Source organism: Levilactobacillus senmaizukei DSM 21775 = NBRC 103853 (assembly GCF_001592085.1).
Lineage (GTDB): Bacteria > Bacillota > Bacilli > Lactobacillales > Lactobacillaceae > Levilactobacillus > Levilactobacillus senmaizukei.
In genome coordinates this window covers 1-15860 of sequence record NZ_BCWD01000014.1, presented here as the reverse complement: position 1 = coordinate 15860, position 15860 = coordinate 1, and the positions used below count along the sequence as shown (strand labels likewise).

Here is a 15860-nt window from a genome sequence, read left to right as displayed (position 1 = left end):
GCCTGACAAAATATGCTATAGTTGACGAGAATGTTCAGAAAGGAACGAAGTCATGAAGCAACTAGGCGTTCAAGGAATCTTAACTATCGTTAGTCATCTCTTTTTTATTGCCATTGCCTTTTGGGCAATTTCAGGGTTACATATCGAGAGATTAATGACTTTTTATCCTCGCCAGTCGCGGTTATTAATTGTGATGTTAGCGGTGGCCATTGGTTTTGGCTGCAGCTCGTTTTTTCTGGACTTCATCGATAACGTTCGTAATCTGGGTTACTTGGTCAAGTAAACCCATAAAATTCTTTGGAGGTATCCCATGGAAAAAATTGTCGTTCATGGTGGGAACCGCTTAACTGGTGTTGTTCAGATCGAAGGCGCTAAGAATGCTGTTTTGCCAATTTTGGCAGCCTCAATTCTTGGCGAAGATGGACTCACTCACTTAGCAAATGTTCCGGTTCTGTCTGATGTTTATACAATGAGTAAGGTTTTACGCTTCTTGAATTTAAAAGTTGATTTCGACGAGGATGCTCGCGAAATGACTATCGACGCCACTAACCAAATTTCTAGTGAAGCGCCGTTCGAATATGTTTCTAAGATGCGAGCTTCTATCGTTGTCATGGGGCCATTATTGGCGCGGTTGGGTCATGCGCGTGTTGCCTTGCCTGGTGGTTGTGCCATTGGGACGCGACCAATTGACCTGCACCTTAAGGGTCTCGAGGCCTTAGGGGCCCGAATTGAACAACACGATGGCTACATTGAAGCCTTCGCCGATGAACTCAAGGGCAGCCATATTTATCTCGACTTCCCAAGTGTTGGAGCCACCCAAAACATTATGATGGCGGCTTGTTTGGCCAAGGGGACCACGGTGATTGATAACGTGGCTCGCGAACCTGAAATCGTGGACTTAGCGAATATCTTGAATAAGATGGGCGCGAAGGTCTTCGGCGCTGGGACTGAATCCATTCGGGTTGAAGGTGTTAGTGAAATGCACGGGACGGACCACAGTGTGGTTCAAGACCGGATTGAAGCGGGGACCTTCATGGTCGGTGCTGCCTTGACACAAGGTAACGTGCTGATCAAGGATGGCATCGTTGAACACAACAAGCCGTTGATTTCTAAGCTTCGTGAAATGGGCGCACAAGTGACCGAAGAACCCGCTGGTGTGCGGGTCATTGGGCCTAAGAAATTACAACCAACGGACGTTAAGACGTTACCATACCCGGGCTTCCCAACTGATATGCAACCACAAATGACGGTGCTGCAGTTGGCTGCCGAAGGGACCAGTACCATGACGGAAACCGTCTTTGAGAATCGGTTCATGCACCTGGAAGAACTCCGGCGAATGAATGCAGAGTATCAAGTGAATGGACGGACCGTTGTGATGCATGGGCCGACTGACTTTAACGGGGCTGAAGTGGCTGCAACCGACTTACGGGCGGCGGCGGCGTTGGTTCTGGCCGGGTTAGTGGCTGACGGTTACACCCAGGTAACTAATTTAAAGTACTTAGACCGCGGTTACTATGACTTCCACAAGAAGTTAACCGCTCTCGGGGCAGAGGTCAAGCGGATCACTGTTTCCGATAACGATACCGTTGTTTTAAATAACGCACACGTTAATAACTAATACACAAGATGAAGGGTGGCTTTGGGCCGCCTTTTTATTTGATTTGAGAAACCATTTAGAGTTTCTGTAGATTATGGTATAATGAAATGTTGAAAATTGGCACTAACAATCAGGAGGACGCATAAGTATGGCGAATGACATTGGAATTGATCTGGGTACGGCAAACGTTTTGATCTACGTTGTCGGTAAGGGGATCGTATTGAATGAACCGTCGGTCGTGGCAATTGACACGAAGACGGATAAGGTCCTGGCCGTGGGATCAGAAGCATATCGAATGGTTGGCCGGACACCAGGCAATATCCGGGCCATTCGTCCGTTGAAGGACGGCGTGATTTCCGACTTTGATATTACCGAAGCAATGCTTTCATACTTCATTAACAAGTTAAGTGTGAAGGGCTTCTTATCAAAGCCAAACATCATGATCTGTGCGCCAACGAACATTACGGAGATTGAACGTAAAGCGATTATTCAGGCGGCTGAAAAGTCCGGTGGTGCTAAGGTTTATCTTGAAGAAGAACCCAAAGTGGCCGCTCTGGGTGCCGGCATGGATATCTTCAAGCCTAGCGGTAACATGGTTATCGATATGGGTGGTGGGACCAGTGATATTGCGATCCTGTCCTTAGGAGACATCGTCGCTAGCCGCTCTATTCGGGTAGCCGGTGACCGGATGAATACTGAAATCGTCAACTATCTGAAGCACAATCACAACTTGATTATCGGTGAGCGGACGGCTGAAACTGTGAAGATTACGATCGGAACTGCCTATCCAGAGCCAGGTAATGAGGAGAAGACCATGGATGTTCGTGGCCGGGATTCCGTGAGCGGGATGCCAACCACGGCAACAATTACGGCTGCTGAAGTCGAAATTGCCATCCATGACTCCGTTGAACAGATTGTTGCAGGCGCTATGGCGGTCTTGGAAACAACCCCACCAGAACTGGCGGCAGACATTATCGATCGGGGCATCATGCTGACCGGTGGGGGTGCCCTCTTAGATGGCATCGACAAGCTCTTCTCAGAGCGTTTGACGGTTCCCGTCATTATCTCCGATGATCCCTTGGACAACGTTGCTAAGGGTGCAGGAGTCCTCTTGGAGCATATGGATACTAAGGGATCGAAGAAGAACAGTAACTAAAAATGAAGTAAGGGGGCGGGTTTTATGTTGCGGCAACTTTTTAGCCTGTTGGTTCGGGGATATCAGCGATTCATTTCGCCACTGTTTCCACCAACCTGCCGGTATTATCCGACTTGCTCAAACTACATGTTGCAAGCCCTGGCTGAGCATGGCGCCATCAAGGGTGGCCTGATGGGGCTCGCCCGGATTTTACGGTGTCACCCCTTTGTGCATGGGGGCATTGACCCCGTGCCGGACCACTTTACGTTGCGGCGCAATGTTGTGGCCCAGAAGGCCTACCGTGAGGCCATGCAACTAGACCAACCCCTTACACAATCAAAGGAGAGCCTGCATGAGTAAGCGAGAAAAATCAGTACAAGTCACCATCGACGAGCAGAAGCTCCCGGATGGACAGACCATGTCCGTCCTGAAGATTGGCGACGAAACCATTGGAACGGTAACGCCCGTTGAAGACCGTCTGGAAGCTCAGTTGAATGATGGCGATGTCTACCGAGTGAAGACGGTTGATGAGGGAGTCGAACTCTTACTTCGGGATTACCATTTACACCGGGGTTAATAAATTTTAGTAAAGTCGGCCGGAGTGACTCAAGTTTGTTCACTGCGGCCTTTATAATTAAGACAAAATCTTAGTTTGAGTTAAGGAGCAATCATAGTGGCAAAGAATGCGACAGAAAAGCGTGGCGAGGTAGACTCGCGAATCGACTGGGGCATCATCTTCTGTGTCATGATGCTCGCGTTGATTGGGCTGGCTTCCATTTATGTGGCGGCCACTCATGATAGTAGTGCAACCAGCATTACGTCCGCGGTTATCTCCCAGTTGGCATGGTACATCATAGGGACCATTGCCATCGTGATTATTATGCAGTTTGATTCTGAACAGTTGTGGAAGGTGGCACCCGTCCTTTATGGAATTGGGATCTTCCTGTTGGCGGCCGTTCTGATCTTTTATAGTCGGGCTTATTTCGCCAACACCGGTGCTCGGAGTTGGTTTGCGATTGGCTCTCTAACCTTCCAACCATCAGAAGTAATGAAGCCCGCCTTCATTTTAATGTTGGCGCGGGTGGTCACGGAACATAACAATAATTTCCCTGTCCACACGGTTCGGTCGGACTGGCGGTTAATTGGAAAGCTGATCTTGTGGACCCTACCGGTTGCTGTGTTGTTGAAGTTGCAAAATGACTTTGGGACAATGCTGGTGTTCTTCGCCATCGTTGGTGGGGTGATCCTCGTTTCCGGAATTACTTGGAAGATCATTGCGCCTGCTTTTGGGGGAATTGCTGTCGTTGGTGGAACCGCCTTAACGCTGGTTACCACCGACTGGGGACGCAAAATTTTGGAGAAGTTTGGCTTTCAAGCCTACCAATTCTCTCGGGTTGATACGTGGTTACATCCCTCAGCCGACACCTCTAACCAGGGTTATCAACTCTGGCAAAGTATGAAGGCGGTAGGTTCCGGTGGGATTTTCGGCACCGGGTTCAATGTGTCGCATGTCTATGTTCCTGTCCGGGAGTCCGATATGATTTTCTCCGTGATTGGCGAAAACTTCGGGTTCATTGGAGGCTGCGTCCTGATATTCCTGTATTTCTTATTGATTTACCAAATGATTCGAGTCACTTTTGATACCAAGAACGTGTTTTACGCGTACATCTCTACCGGGGTTATCATGATGATTCTCTTCCACGTGTTCGAAAACATTGGGATGAGTATTGGTCTGCTACCACTGACGGGGATTCCGTTGCCGTTTGTTAGTCAAGGGGGGTCGGCATTGATTGGTAACCTGATTGGGATTGGGTTAATCATGTCAATGCGTTATCATTATAAGAGTTACATGTTTAGTCGTAATAAAGCTTTCGAATAAAAAGGAGCGCTTAACATGAGTGAAATGGTCAAGTATTTCTGGACGGCAGCAACCAACGATGGGACACGCATTGGCTTAACCAGTGAGGGTCAAGACGAATTAGGCACCATCAAGTTTGCTAAGTTGCCTGACGTGGGCGACAAGGTCACCAAGGGTGACAACTTGGTGAGTGTTGAAGCCGATAAGGCAGTTTCAGATATTCAAAGCCCCGTAACGGGGACGGTCACGGCGGTTAATCCCGCTCTAACCGATGATTTCGCGCCCCTAAACGGTCGCGACACTCAAGCGGCTTGGTTCGTCGATGTCCGAGAAGATTAATTAAGCAAAGCGGCCGGCCACCTTCTTTACGAGGGTGGCCGGTTTTTTAGTGGTTTGGTGAATTGTCGGGTATAATGAAGATAGTTGTGGGGATGGAGGAAATTATATGCAAGAGAAAAAGGTGTTTCATTTAAATGGCTATCTTGGCTTAGTACTCGTTTTGATTCTCCTAGGTATCGGGGGCGAACTGGTAGTTAACGTGAACCGGCCACTTGGAGGTTTGGTCATCGTGGTGGCACTGATTGCTGCCAGCAGCTTGACCATTATTGGACCGAATCAAGCCAAGGTACTGACCTTCTTTGGTCGTTACATCGGCACCATTCGCGAATCCGGGCTGTATCTCACGGTGCCGCTCACTAATAAGGCAACGGTTTCTTTGCGAGTTCGTAACTTTAATAGTGCGATTCTAAAGGTTAATGACCTTCGCGGGAATCCCGTGGAGATTGCGGCGGTGATTGTGTTTAAGGTTGTGGATACCAGTAAGGCGCTCTTTGCTGTCGAAAATTACGAAGAGTTTGTAGAAATTCAAAGCGAATCCGCTATTCGCCACGTGGCTTCGGAGTATGCTTACGATAATTTTACGGATGACGCGGAGTTGACCCTACGCAGTAATCCCTCGGAGGTTTCCGACCGATTGACCAAGGAATTGCAAGCACGCTTAGACGTAGCCGGTGTTGAAATTGTGGAGACCCGACTCACACACTTAGCCTACGCCACCGAAATTGCGTCGGCAATGCTGCAACGACAACAATCCCAAGCAATCCTCTCTGCACGTAAGATTATAGTGGAAGGGGCGGTTTCGATTACCGAAGGCGCGATTGAGCGTTTGGAAGCCGAAACGACACTGGACTTATCGGATAATCAGAAGTTACAATTAATCAATAATATGATGGTTTCAATCATCAATGAACGGGGTTCGCAACCCGTTATCCACACGGACAAGGTTGAACCATAGGCGAGACAAAAATAACTGGAGGTTGCTGGAATGGACGAACAGATCGGGGCGTTAATGACCCAAATCGAAGGGCTCAACGCAGAGGTGAAAAATGGTGAGGTTTACCAGTCATTGGGGCGGCGGCTCGGTGAATTGATGGATGGTATTCATCGACGCCGGCGGACCGAAGTTGAGTTACCGGATGACGAGGATGGGATCGATGAGATCTTGGCCAACCTGAAGGGCCAGCTCCAGGCCAATGATCCGGTTAACCTGCCATTCCGCAAAATGCGGCAACTCATCCAACACCTGGGCTCGCCGGACCCGCTGATTCGCTATCAGGGTGTGAACTTTACCATTTATGATGCCCTACAGCAAAACGCTCTAAGTTCTGAACAGCTGCTCTTCATCTTTAATCAACTGACGCAGCCAGAGGACCTGTTTGCTCACGCGTTAGAACCGGCCAATGCGGCCGTCTTTGGCCGTTCCGGTCGGATTAATTTGTTGGCGGTGCTCTTGCATTTCGTTGGCGAAAACGGACAGGTAGCGGCTAAGATCGACTGGCATCAGCTGGTTATCTTGGCCACCACGGCCGTTTGTTTGGAAACGGATACCCGGGGGTTCATCAACCATCAGGGGTGGGCCCATACTTTCGCCGCGTTGACGGATTTATTGGTTGTTCTGGCGGCCAGTGAACGCCTGGATCGGGCCGATAAACTATTTCTGATGGTCAGTCTGATCGAACGATTGCGGCGGCTAAAGACGCCCTTAATCTATGGTGAAAATGACCGGATGGCGGCGTACTTCATCGATCTGGCCAATCGACACACCCTCTATGAACAGACGTTGGTGATGGTTTTGCAGCAGTGGCGCAAGGCGGTTGCGCTTCACCGGCGGCCCGACACCATTGCCGGATGGAACCGATTTTTCAATCGTAAACGGCTTCTGGATTCTTTTCGGTTACATAAGGATCTGCCACAAAGTCTTGAGGACTATTTGAACTCAACGATTGACTTTTTAGGCTGATCCGCTACGCAAAGTTTATTAAAAATGGTATAATGTAGGCTAACCGAAATTTATACGATTGGATGAGTGACAACATGGAGACGAAAACAAAGTTACACGTAGGTCTATTATTCGGTGGCAATTCCTCGGAGCATGACGTTTCAAAGCGTTCGGCTCACAACATCTACGATGCAATGGACAAGTCACGTTACGACGTTAGTTTATTCTTACTGACGCGGGGCGGATTTGTTTTGAGCGACGCGGCTTCTCGCCGGGTCTTTGATGGTGAGGATGAAGCTGCTGTGGCAACTGAGGAGTTGTCCAAAGTAGACCGGTCTAACCCATTGGCACCCATTTGGAATTTATCCCAAGCAAAAGACATTGATGTTTTCTTCCCAATTATTCATGGTAACTTGGGTGAAGACGGGACGATCCAGGGGCTTTTCCGCCTATTGAAAAAGCCTTTTGTGGGGAGTGGCGTCTTAGCATCAGCCGTGGCTTTTGATAAGGATATGACGAAGCAAGTCTTGACGACCCACGGGATTCGTAATACGAAATATCTTGTGTTGACCCCTGACAACCGGGACCGTTACGATTACGCAATGGTTCAGGAAAAATTAGGGACCAACGTCTTCATCAAGCCTGCTAACCAAGGCTCATCAGTTGGGATTCATAAAGCCAGCAACGCTAAGGAGTATATCGAAGGGATCTCTGATGCCTTCCGTTATGACTATAAAGTGCTGGTTGAACAGACCATCGATGGTCCTGAAGAAGTCGAAATTTCCATTTTGGGTAATGAAGATCCTAAGGCTTCACGGCTGGGGGCCATTCGGGTTCCTAAGTCAGACGTCTTCTACGACTACAACAATAAGTTTGTGGATGCTAGTGGCGTGACCTTTGAAGTACCCGTTGAATTGTCAGACAATTTGACGGCCGAAATCACCTCGATGGGGCTTGAAGCATACAAGGCTTTGGGCTTGAAGGGGATGGCGCGGATTGACTACCTGGTGTCAAAGGACGGGGTTCCTTACATCGGTGAAGTTAACACATTGCCTGGATTCACTAACATTAGTTTATATCCACAATTGTGGCAAGCAACCGGGATTAGCTATACGGACTTAATTGATCGGCTGATCGGCTTAGCACAAGATGAGTTTGAGGTTCAGGACGAGTTGGCCTATGACTTCATTCCATTGGATGATAATTCGGCAGCATCGACCTTTAAACCAAAGAAATAATGTCAACGAGAATCGGTTGGGCTGCGGGCTCAAGCGATTTTTTTATTGGAGGGGATTATTGATGCAACGACGTTGGCATAAGTTGATCGGTGCGTGGCAGCGTGGCTTGACGCCAGGGCTGTTATGGGGTTGGCTGGCGGTGATTACCGCCCTGACAGGATTACGCTGGTTGGGCGAGCGGCCGGGCTGGACGTTCGGTCAAGTACTGGGCACACTAGTGACACTGGTCATGGTTGCTGGGCAGCTAGCAGCCTTGGCATTAACCTTTAGTCACCCGGACCAACCAGTTACCTGGCAAAGGGTCTGGCGGCTCGTGTGGGCCCATAAGCTAATGTGGCTGCTCCTTGAGTTGGGACTAACGGTGCTGATGATTCCCTGGGGCCTTTTTGGCCTTAGCAGTCAGCTGTTGGCCCGTATTTGGTTACCTAGTGAGTGGGTCAACCTGGTGGGGTTGCACCGGCGCCCGGTGGTTATTAGTGTCGCAATCGGCTACTTACTGGTGACGCTGTTTTGTTTGATCGGCGGTCCCAGGTTTTTTCGGCGATTGACACCCGGATTGCAGCATCCCGGGCGCCCGGGACAGATGGTCCGAGCAATCGGCGTTAGCTTAGGCTTATTGGGTCTATGGTTTGGTGGTAGTCAATTATTAGTCAAGGGCTTGCAAGCCTGGCCACCGGATTCGGCGACGTCGATGAAAATGGTGACAACGGCTGGCATCATGGTGAGTTGGTTGGGCTTTCAGTGCCTGACCGTCTTAGGGATAACGACACTCATTTGGAGTTGGTGTGGTGCTCCGGAACTTCGCCGAACAGTTGAGGTTCGTCACGGACTGAGGATCGTTTTGAGTATTGCCACACTGGCATTAGCCGGTGGGGTGAGTTGGCAAACGATGACGGCTGGGCCCACCTTTACGAAGCAGGTCCTGATCAGCCACCGGGGGGTCGATCACCGCCGGGGAGTTCAAAACACCTTGGGGGCGTTGCGTAAGATTCATCGTGAACGCCCAGACTTCGTTGAGATGGATTTACACGAAACGCGTGATGGTCAGTGGGTGGTCTTACATGACGAAAATTTGGCGACACTGGCCAAGCGGCGGGTGACACCACGTCAGTTAACACTCCATCAACTGCAACAACTAGCGATTAGGGAAAATGGTCAACGGGCTCATCTGGCTAGTTGGCCGGCCTATCTGCGATTGGCCGAGCGTCTGCATCAACCCCTGTTGGTGGAGATTAAAACGACCCCGGCGGATTCAGCCGACATGGTACGACGGTTTGGAAAGCAGTATGGCCAGCGGCTGCGGCGCGATGGATCATGTGTCCATTCGCTCGACTACCGAGTGGTGGCACAGCTACGACGACGGGTTCCCGGACTAATGGTAGGGTACATTACGCCCTTCAATTGGGTTAATCCACAGGCCTTGCCCGCCAATTTTTATTCCTTACAACAAATTTCAGTGAGCCGACAGTTCATCTTGGCTGCTAAGCAGCAAGGGCACGCGGCCTACGTTTGGACACCCGATTCACTGGCAACCATGACGCGGAGTTGGGAATTGGGCGCCGATGGTCAGATCACGAATAATCTTGGGCAATTACGCCAGGTCACGACGCAAAAGCCCTGGCGAGTGAGTTGGGCCATTCTCCAGAACTTTGTTTATAGCTATATTTAATAATCCGGTAATTAGGTTGTCTCCAAATAGACGAACGATCGCAACAAATATATTAATTATCTACGCATAATCTAGCTAAATATAAATATATTTATATCAAAATGAAAAAGTGGCCTAGACAGATGAGATTTCCTTCATAATAACGTATATTACTTGTAATCGTTGGTAGAACGCTTATTATAATAATTAATGATAAACCAACTGGACTAGGCCATTCAGTTTTCAATGTTTTTTTCACAGGCTTGGTAAATTAGTAGCGAACTATTTTCATCAATCGCGCTTTGTATAATGTTCGGTTTTATCAGAATAAATCGGCAGTTGACCAACGTTACGCTTTGTGAGGGAGAGAAGACATGCGTCTACTAGGGAGTAAAGTTAAACAATATCGTAAACAGAAAAATTTATCACAACAGGAGTTGGCTGATGGCATCTGTACCCAGGCTACGGTCAGTTTAATGGAGAAGAAAAACAAGGTTCCAAGCATCAAGATTATTCTACAAATTTGCCGGCGATTAAATGTCTCGCTGAATGATGTGTTATCCGGTCTGGGGAGCGGGATGGACGAACAGTTCGAGGCCATTTCACTGGCCATTCGTAAGGGAGACTATTTGAGTGCCGATGGATTACTGGGCAAGCTTAACATGAGCAATGTTCAGAATTCCTTTGACCGCGAACGGTATCACTATTATCGTGGTTTCGTTGAGTTAGGGGCTAAACAACGCCCCGATGAAGCTATTTTCCACTTTAATCTCTTATTGCACCGGTCATATCGGATGCCTTGGGATCTGTACGCCATCGTTGGTAATGTGGGGATGGCAGCGGCTTACATGGAACGTCACGAATTGGAAAAGGCTCGCTATTATCTCAACGAAGCGATGACCTATCTAGATGATTTCGAATGGCATGATGAGGCCAACTTTAAACGGCTCATCTGGGCCCGTTACCGGATGGCTCAGATGTATTTGGAATTGGAACAGCCTCAGTTGGTCATTGAAAATGTTGAATCGGCTTTGACCGCCGTGAAGCATCAAGCATCGTTGTATCTAATCGATGTCTTGTACGAAGTTCGTGGGCAAGCCGAACAGGCCTTGTTAGCGACGGCTGCGGCCAAGCGAAGCTTGATGATTGCGAAGACGTTAGCGTTGGTTACGCACAACGTGGCTTTGCAGGAGCGATTGGCACCCTCATTGGGGTCACTGGTTGCCGACTAATTGAGTCCATAAAAAAGACGCCACTGCAATCATTGCAGTGGCGTCTTTGCGTTTAGAAAACTATGACTTATTTTTCTGGATGTTGGGGCTTGGCAGGTTCATTGTCCAAATCAGTCCGCACAACAATCACGTCACAAACGGCCGTCCGGGTAACATATTCAGTCACGGACCCAATCAAGAGGCGTTCAACGGCGTTTAGACCGGTGGCCCCAATCATGATCAAGTCGGTATCGTTATCCCGAGGAACGTCACGGGCGATAATGGTCTTGGGCGCCCCATATTCGATGGCGTAGTCAACATTTTCCAAGCCTTCAGCCTTGGCATCGGCCACGTACTTATCGAGGGTCTTCTTGGCCGTTTCGGTAACTTGTTCGACCATACTGGTATCAAAACTAGAAATGTTTTGGAAAGCCCGGGTGTCTACGACGTGAACGAGATGTAAATCAGCATCGTTACGCTTAGCCACAGCAACCGCTTTCTTGAAAGCTAATTCAGCCTCATAAGAACCGTCAACTGGAACTAAAATGTGTTTATATTGTTGTAACATATTGCTCACCTCTCATTACTTTATACTCTTATCATACGTTATTTAGGGGTAAATAAAAAGTAAAATAGCAAAAAAGGTCATGGATATGTAACCGGTTAACTCTTGGGGAGCCAACGAACCAGGATAACCTGGAGGCTAACGATGATAATGATACCGATCAAGAGGACGGCAGCAATGAAGACGGTGTTGTTTAAGAATGTTGCAACTGCGGACAGGACACCCACAATCAGGAGTAAGACGCCACCTGTCGCAACGACTTTACTCAGGGCAGGGGTGTTTTCCGGGTGAAAGACTAAGAACGTCCGTTGCCGGTGGCTAAATAGGTACCAGCCGAACCACAGGGCGATCAGGGTATAACAAATCATCAGAATCGTAATGGCCACAAGGGATGCCTCCTTCATTTTTGAAAAGAAAAGGACCATTCAATGGAATGGCCCTCAAAGCTAGGCTTTGAATGATCTAAGTGGTGCCGTTAATTGTCTAGTCATGTTGACCCGCGATGACAATGCAGGGGGGAAAGCTTGATAGAGCGTCTGACTTCCAAGTGATAAGGCCTGTCATGTTCTCTACCGTTAGACATTCCCGTTTAAGAATTACTTGTTCGGCAACTTGTAGTGAGACAACGCGTACACCTTAGAACCACCTGTATCTTAGCATATAAATATCTAAATTTCAATTAGGGTCACTGGTTGGCTTTACGCAGCCGGTGGTACTGTTCAGCCAGCTGGGTTTCAAAACGACCATTCATCTTCGGTTGGTAATATTCAGATCCTTTTAAACCAGCTGGCAGGTAATCCTGCTTCACCCAGTCGTTCGGGAAATTATGCGGATACTTATAGTCGTTCCCGTGGCCTAGTTTTTTAGCGCCCGCATAGTGGGCGTCCTTCAAGTGATCCGGCACGGCGCCATTATGACCGGCGTTCACATCGGTTAGGGCAGCATCCATGGCTACCATGGCGGAGTTTGATTTTGGCGATAGGCACAACTCAATGACCGCATTGGCCAAGGGAATTCGTCCCTCAGGCAGACCAAGCTGCTGGGCTGCCTGAACGGCTTGCACCGTGCGCGAAGCCGCTGGTGGATTCGCCAAGCCGACGTCTTCGTAGGCAATGACCATGAGTCGTCGGCAAATGATTGGCAGATCGCCGGCCGCGACGAGCTGAGCCAAATAGTGGAGTGCTGCATCGGTGTCGCTGCCCCGAATAGACTTTTGAAAGGCGGAAATAACATCATAATGGGCATCACCATTCTTGTCACCGGCGATGGCTTTTCGCTGGAAACATTCCTCGGCGATGGCCTGCGTGATGTGAATGGTGCCGTCTTCGGCTGGGGGTGTGGATTGTGCGGCTAGTTCGAGGCCGTTCAGGGCACTCCGAAGATCGCCGTTGGTGGCATCGGCCATGAAACGCTTCGCATCATCGTCAAGCTTAATTGGGAGCTTTCCGAGCCCCCGTTCTGGATCGGTCAGGGCTCGTTCCAGTGCGGTTTCGATATCGGTTAATGTTAGGGGCTTAACCTCGAAGATTTGTGTGCGACTCCGAATGGCCGGATTGATATTGATATAGGGGTTTTCGGTAGTTGCCCCGATCAGAATGATGCGGCCGCTTTCTAGGTGGGGAAGCAAGAAGTCTTGTTTGGTTTTGTCCAGCCGATGAATTTCGTCTAATAATAAAATGACGGTGCCGCTCATTTTGGCTTCTTCGGCCACGATCTGCAGATCTTTCTTGGAATCGGTGGCGGCATTTAGCTTGCGAAAGGCATACTTGGTAGACCCCGCGATGGCACTAGCAATACTGGTTTTTCCCGTACCAGGGGGACCGTAGAGAATCATCGAGGACAGTAGCTTAGCCGCAACCATCCGCGCAATGATTTTTCCGGGGCCCACGAGGTGTTGCTGGCCGACAACGTCGCTGAGGCGTTGGGGGCGCATGCGATAGGCTAATGGTTCAGACAATGGGGAGACTCCTTTCACTAATCACGGTGCCACAACCGTTGCCACCATGAGCGCTTTGGCGCAACAGTAGGCGGGGTCGGGGCAATCTTTTGGGGATACTTTTTATTAAGACTAATGGGATTCTGATTGATGGCCTGATTACTTGCCACGATGAGACCGAGCTCGTCGGGCGCTTCACCATAGATGGCTTCCTGCCGGATCGTGAGGCGAACCTGGTGTTGACTGGCTAGCTTAAGGTAGGGGGCGAGGTTAGCCTGATCAATATGACCGTTTAAAATTAATTGGTAGTCAGGATGGGCGGTGATTTCCGTGGTGAATGCGTCAAGATGTTGATGACTTGTCACTTCTGCAATGGTCATCATCAAAGAGATTCGTTCACGAAACGTCCCAAGGTAGTGTCGTTGTTCATCGGGATTGACCTTAGGCGTTCCGTATTGTGCCTTTTGAATATGCTGTTCCATTAAGCTCTTTTCCGCCATCCAAATACCTCTTTTCAATGTAGTTAGACTAGTATACCATGGAATTAAAATTGGGTTCAAAGGAGGCGTCACCATGTATCAGGATCAAGACTTTCGTGTATTTGACGATCTGACCCTACCAGGACGCTTGGGTAAAATCCAGGCGCAGATTGATCCGAAATTTCTGGAAACCGCGGCAGACCTGCAACCGGTCTTTGCCGAATTGGCAATGCCCATCTATGAACATGTTTCACTGCATCGGCGCCGGACTAAAAATCCGCCAACTGATACCTGGGTAGCATTTAGCACGTCCAAGCGGGGATACAAGATGCTCCCCCACATTGAAGTGGGTTTCTGGGATGATCGGTTCTTCATTTGGCTGGCGGTCTTAGAAGAGGCCAAGAATCGTCAAACCTTATTGAGCCAATTGAGCGAAGACTTAGTGCTGCAATTGCCAGCGGACTTCGAATGCGGGGGTGATCACACCGACAAGCACTCGGGACGACCACTGAATCGGGAGAATTATCAGGCGTTGATGGCGACCCAAACGGCTCGACATGCGGAGTGGCAAGTTGGCCGTAACTACTTGCGAGGTAGCGACTTTTTTCAATTATCGGCGGCGCAACAGGCCCAAACGATTCGGGACCATGTACAAGCACTCCTACCAGTCTACGATCAACTGATTCGTTTGTAAGGCAACTTAATTGGCACTCGAAATATCGGAATCTTTATTTCATTTAAATGAAAGTCTGCTAAAATAATGGTAAGTAGACCGTTTAAAGTATCAACCGTACTCATCTAATAATTATTTCATTACACCTTTATTTCGAAGCTGAATGATTGGAGGAATTTCCATGGGAATTTTTAGTGGTTGGCGCAAGCATCGTCACGAGGAGAAGGATCAGTCGACCGCGACCACACCACTCTCAACGTCACGAACATCTGGGGGCCCACAGGTTCAGTGGACTGAGGAGTTCGAGCAAAGCCTGTACGTGGTGCGGACCGACCAGGATGGTAATGCCATTGTCGGGGGAGCCAACGGCTTTGCTGCTAAAATCGATCCAGCGCAGAACACCCTTTGGTCGCATCGATTTCTGAGTGCAATTCGTGCGTTGGCTGTGGATCATCAAGACAACTTACTGTTTGGTGACATTTCAGGCGATCTGTCCAAGCTCAATCGTCAATTGGATACTGAGTGGACCAATGATTTGTTGAATCGCTACATCGTGACGATGGCGGCCGACCAGCTTGACAATATTATCGTCGGTAATGTGACGGGCCAATCGGTTCAGAAGGTCACGAAGACGGGCGAACTTGATTGGACTACTAGTTTTGATGCGCCGATCGACACGTTGGCCTGTGATGGCAAGGGGAATACGTATGTTGGGTCGAATGGGGTTGTGACCAAGCTGGATGCCGATGGTCAAGAGCAATGGCAGCAGGCGGTTACTGGCAAACTGCAAAACATCGTCGTTAACGATGCCATTTGGGTTGCAACCAGCGGGGTGCTCTTCAAGTTTGACTTTGAGGGGAACCAGGTTTGGTCAACGTCCGTCGGTGGCCACAATTCTCTGTTAGCCGTCGGGCCCAGTGGCGATCTCTATCATGTTTACCAGACCAATGATCGGCAGACGGCTTATGAACGATTGGCCGCTACGACTGGAGACTTGGTTTGGGAGACCACGAGTGATACCAGTGCCTTACCAGTATCTGTGAGTGCCGGTAAGCAGGGGGTGTACGTGGTCTTTAGTAATAGCACAATGCAGCGAGTTAGTGAAAAATAGTCGAGTCAAATCAAAAGATTCAGCAACGACTTTACGTTGCTGAATCTTTTTTGATGCGGCGTGTCGTTCGTTGCTGGTTGGTCGGCCAACTGGATACTTTGAATTCAGAATCACCGTCTTGGAAAAGTCTG

Annotated in this window: 18 protein-coding genes; 14 read left to right on the top strand and 4 right to left on the bottom strand. The window is 49.1% G+C overall.

Annotated elements, in window-relative coordinates; genetic code table 11:
* The first annotated feature begins 52 nt into the window (after positions 1–52).
* From LSE01S_RS06480 to LSE01S_RS06425, 12 genes are all read left to right on the top strand, one after another.
* Positions 53–283, top strand: a complete 231-nt coding sequence (locus tag LSE01S_RS06480; protein WP_061776820.1) for a DUF1146 family protein — start codon at positions 53–55, stop codon at positions 281–283.
* Positions 284–310: 27 nt separating this feature from the next.
* Entirely contained in the window at positions 311–1618 is a 1308-nt protein-coding gene (gene murA / locus LSE01S_RS06475; protein WP_061776819.1) for a UDP-N-acetylglucosamine 1-carboxyvinyltransferase, read from the top strand.
* Between the two features lie 127 nt (positions 1619–1745).
* Positions 1746–2753 carry a rod shape-determining protein gene (locus LSE01S_RS06470; RefSeq protein WP_061776818.1) on the top strand — a complete coding sequence of 336 codons (1008 nt, stop codon included), beginning with the start codon at positions 1746–1748 and terminating at the stop codon, positions 2751–2753.
* Between the two features lie 24 nt (positions 2754–2777).
* Positions 2778–3092, top strand: coding sequence for a membrane protein insertion efficiency factor YidD (gene yidD / locus LSE01S_RS06465; protein ID WP_420843296.1), 315 nt, complete (start codon positions 2778–2780; stop codon positions 3090–3092).
* Entirely contained in the window at positions 3085–3309 is a 225-nt protein-coding gene (locus LSE01S_RS06460; protein WP_061776817.1) for a DUF2969 domain-containing protein, read from the top strand. The genes yidD and LSE01S_RS06460 overlap by 8 nt, the downstream gene beginning before the upstream one ends.
* Before the next feature lie 96 nt (positions 3310–3405).
* Positions 3406–4611 carry an FtsW/RodA/SpoVE family cell cycle protein gene (locus LSE01S_RS06455; RefSeq protein ID WP_061776816.1) on the top strand — a complete coding sequence of 402 codons (1206 nt, stop codon included), beginning with the start codon at positions 3406–3408 and terminating at the stop codon, positions 4609–4611.
* A 15-nt stretch (positions 4612–4626) separates the two neighbouring features.
* Positions 4627–4929 (top strand): glycine cleavage system H family protein, encoded by a 303-nt coding sequence (locus LSE01S_RS06450; protein WP_061776815.1) that lies wholly within the window; start codon positions 4627–4629, stop codon positions 4927–4929.
* Between the two features lie 106 nt (positions 4930–5035).
* Positions 5036–5884, top strand: coding sequence for an SPFH domain-containing protein (locus LSE01S_RS06445; protein WP_061776814.1), 849 nt, complete (start codon positions 5036–5038; stop codon positions 5882–5884).
* A gap of 30 nt (positions 5885–5914) precedes the next feature.
* Positions 5915–6889 (top strand): DUF2785 domain-containing protein, encoded by a 975-nt coding sequence (locus tag LSE01S_RS06440; RefSeq protein WP_061776813.1) that lies wholly within the window; start codon positions 5915–5917, stop codon positions 6887–6889.
* Positions 6890–6963: 74 nt separating this feature from the next.
* Entirely contained in the window at positions 6964–8106 is a 1143-nt protein-coding gene (locus LSE01S_RS06435) for a D-alanine--D-alanine ligase family protein (protein WP_061776812.1), read from the top strand.
* Between the two features lie 61 nt (positions 8107–8167).
* Entirely contained in the window at positions 8168–9775 is a 1608-nt protein-coding gene (locus LSE01S_RS06430; protein ID WP_061776811.1) for a glycerophosphodiester phosphodiesterase family protein, read from the top strand.
* Between the two features lie 353 nt (positions 9776–10128).
* A complete protein-coding gene (locus LSE01S_RS06425; RefSeq protein WP_061776810.1) occupies positions 10129–10986 on the top strand; it encodes a helix-turn-helix transcriptional regulator in 858 nt (285 codons plus the stop codon).
* A gap of 67 nt (positions 10987–11053) precedes the next feature.
* Here the strand turns inward: LSE01S_RS06425 and LSE01S_RS06420 are convergent, their stop codons facing one another.
* The 4 genes from LSE01S_RS06420 to LSE01S_RS06405 form a co-directional block, all read right to left on the bottom strand.
* Entirely contained in the window at positions 11054–11533 is a 480-nt protein-coding gene (locus LSE01S_RS06420) for a universal stress protein (RefSeq protein WP_061776809.1), read from the bottom strand.
* Positions 11534–11628: 95 nt separating this feature from the next.
* Positions 11629–11916, bottom strand: a complete 288-nt coding sequence (locus tag LSE01S_RS06415; RefSeq protein ID WP_061776808.1) for a hypothetical protein — start codon at positions 11914–11916, stop codon at positions 11629–11631.
* Between the two features lie 299 nt (positions 11917–12215).
* Positions 12216–13487 carry a replication-associated recombination protein A gene (locus LSE01S_RS06410; RefSeq protein WP_061776807.1) on the bottom strand — a complete coding sequence of 424 codons (1272 nt, stop codon included), beginning with the start codon at positions 13485–13487 and terminating at the stop codon, positions 12216–12218.
* Between the two features lie 17 nt (positions 13488–13504).
* A complete protein-coding gene (locus LSE01S_RS06405; RefSeq protein WP_061776806.1) occupies positions 13505–13966 on the bottom strand; it encodes a YueI family protein in 462 nt (153 codons plus the stop codon).
* 73 nt (positions 13967–14039) lie between these two features.
* On the opposite strand from LSE01S_RS06405, the gene LSE01S_RS06400 reads away from it, so the two are divergent.
* Positions 14040–14639, top strand: coding sequence for a DUF1054 family protein (locus LSE01S_RS06400; RefSeq protein ID WP_061776805.1), 600 nt, complete (start codon positions 14040–14042; stop codon positions 14637–14639).
* Between the two features lie 160 nt (positions 14640–14799).
* On the top strand, positions 14800–15729 hold the full coding sequence (locus tag LSE01S_RS06395) for an NHL repeat-containing protein (RefSeq protein WP_061776804.1): 930 nt from the start codon (positions 14800–14802) through the stop codon (positions 15727–15729).
* The last annotated feature ends 131 nt before the right edge of the window (positions 15730–15860 follow it).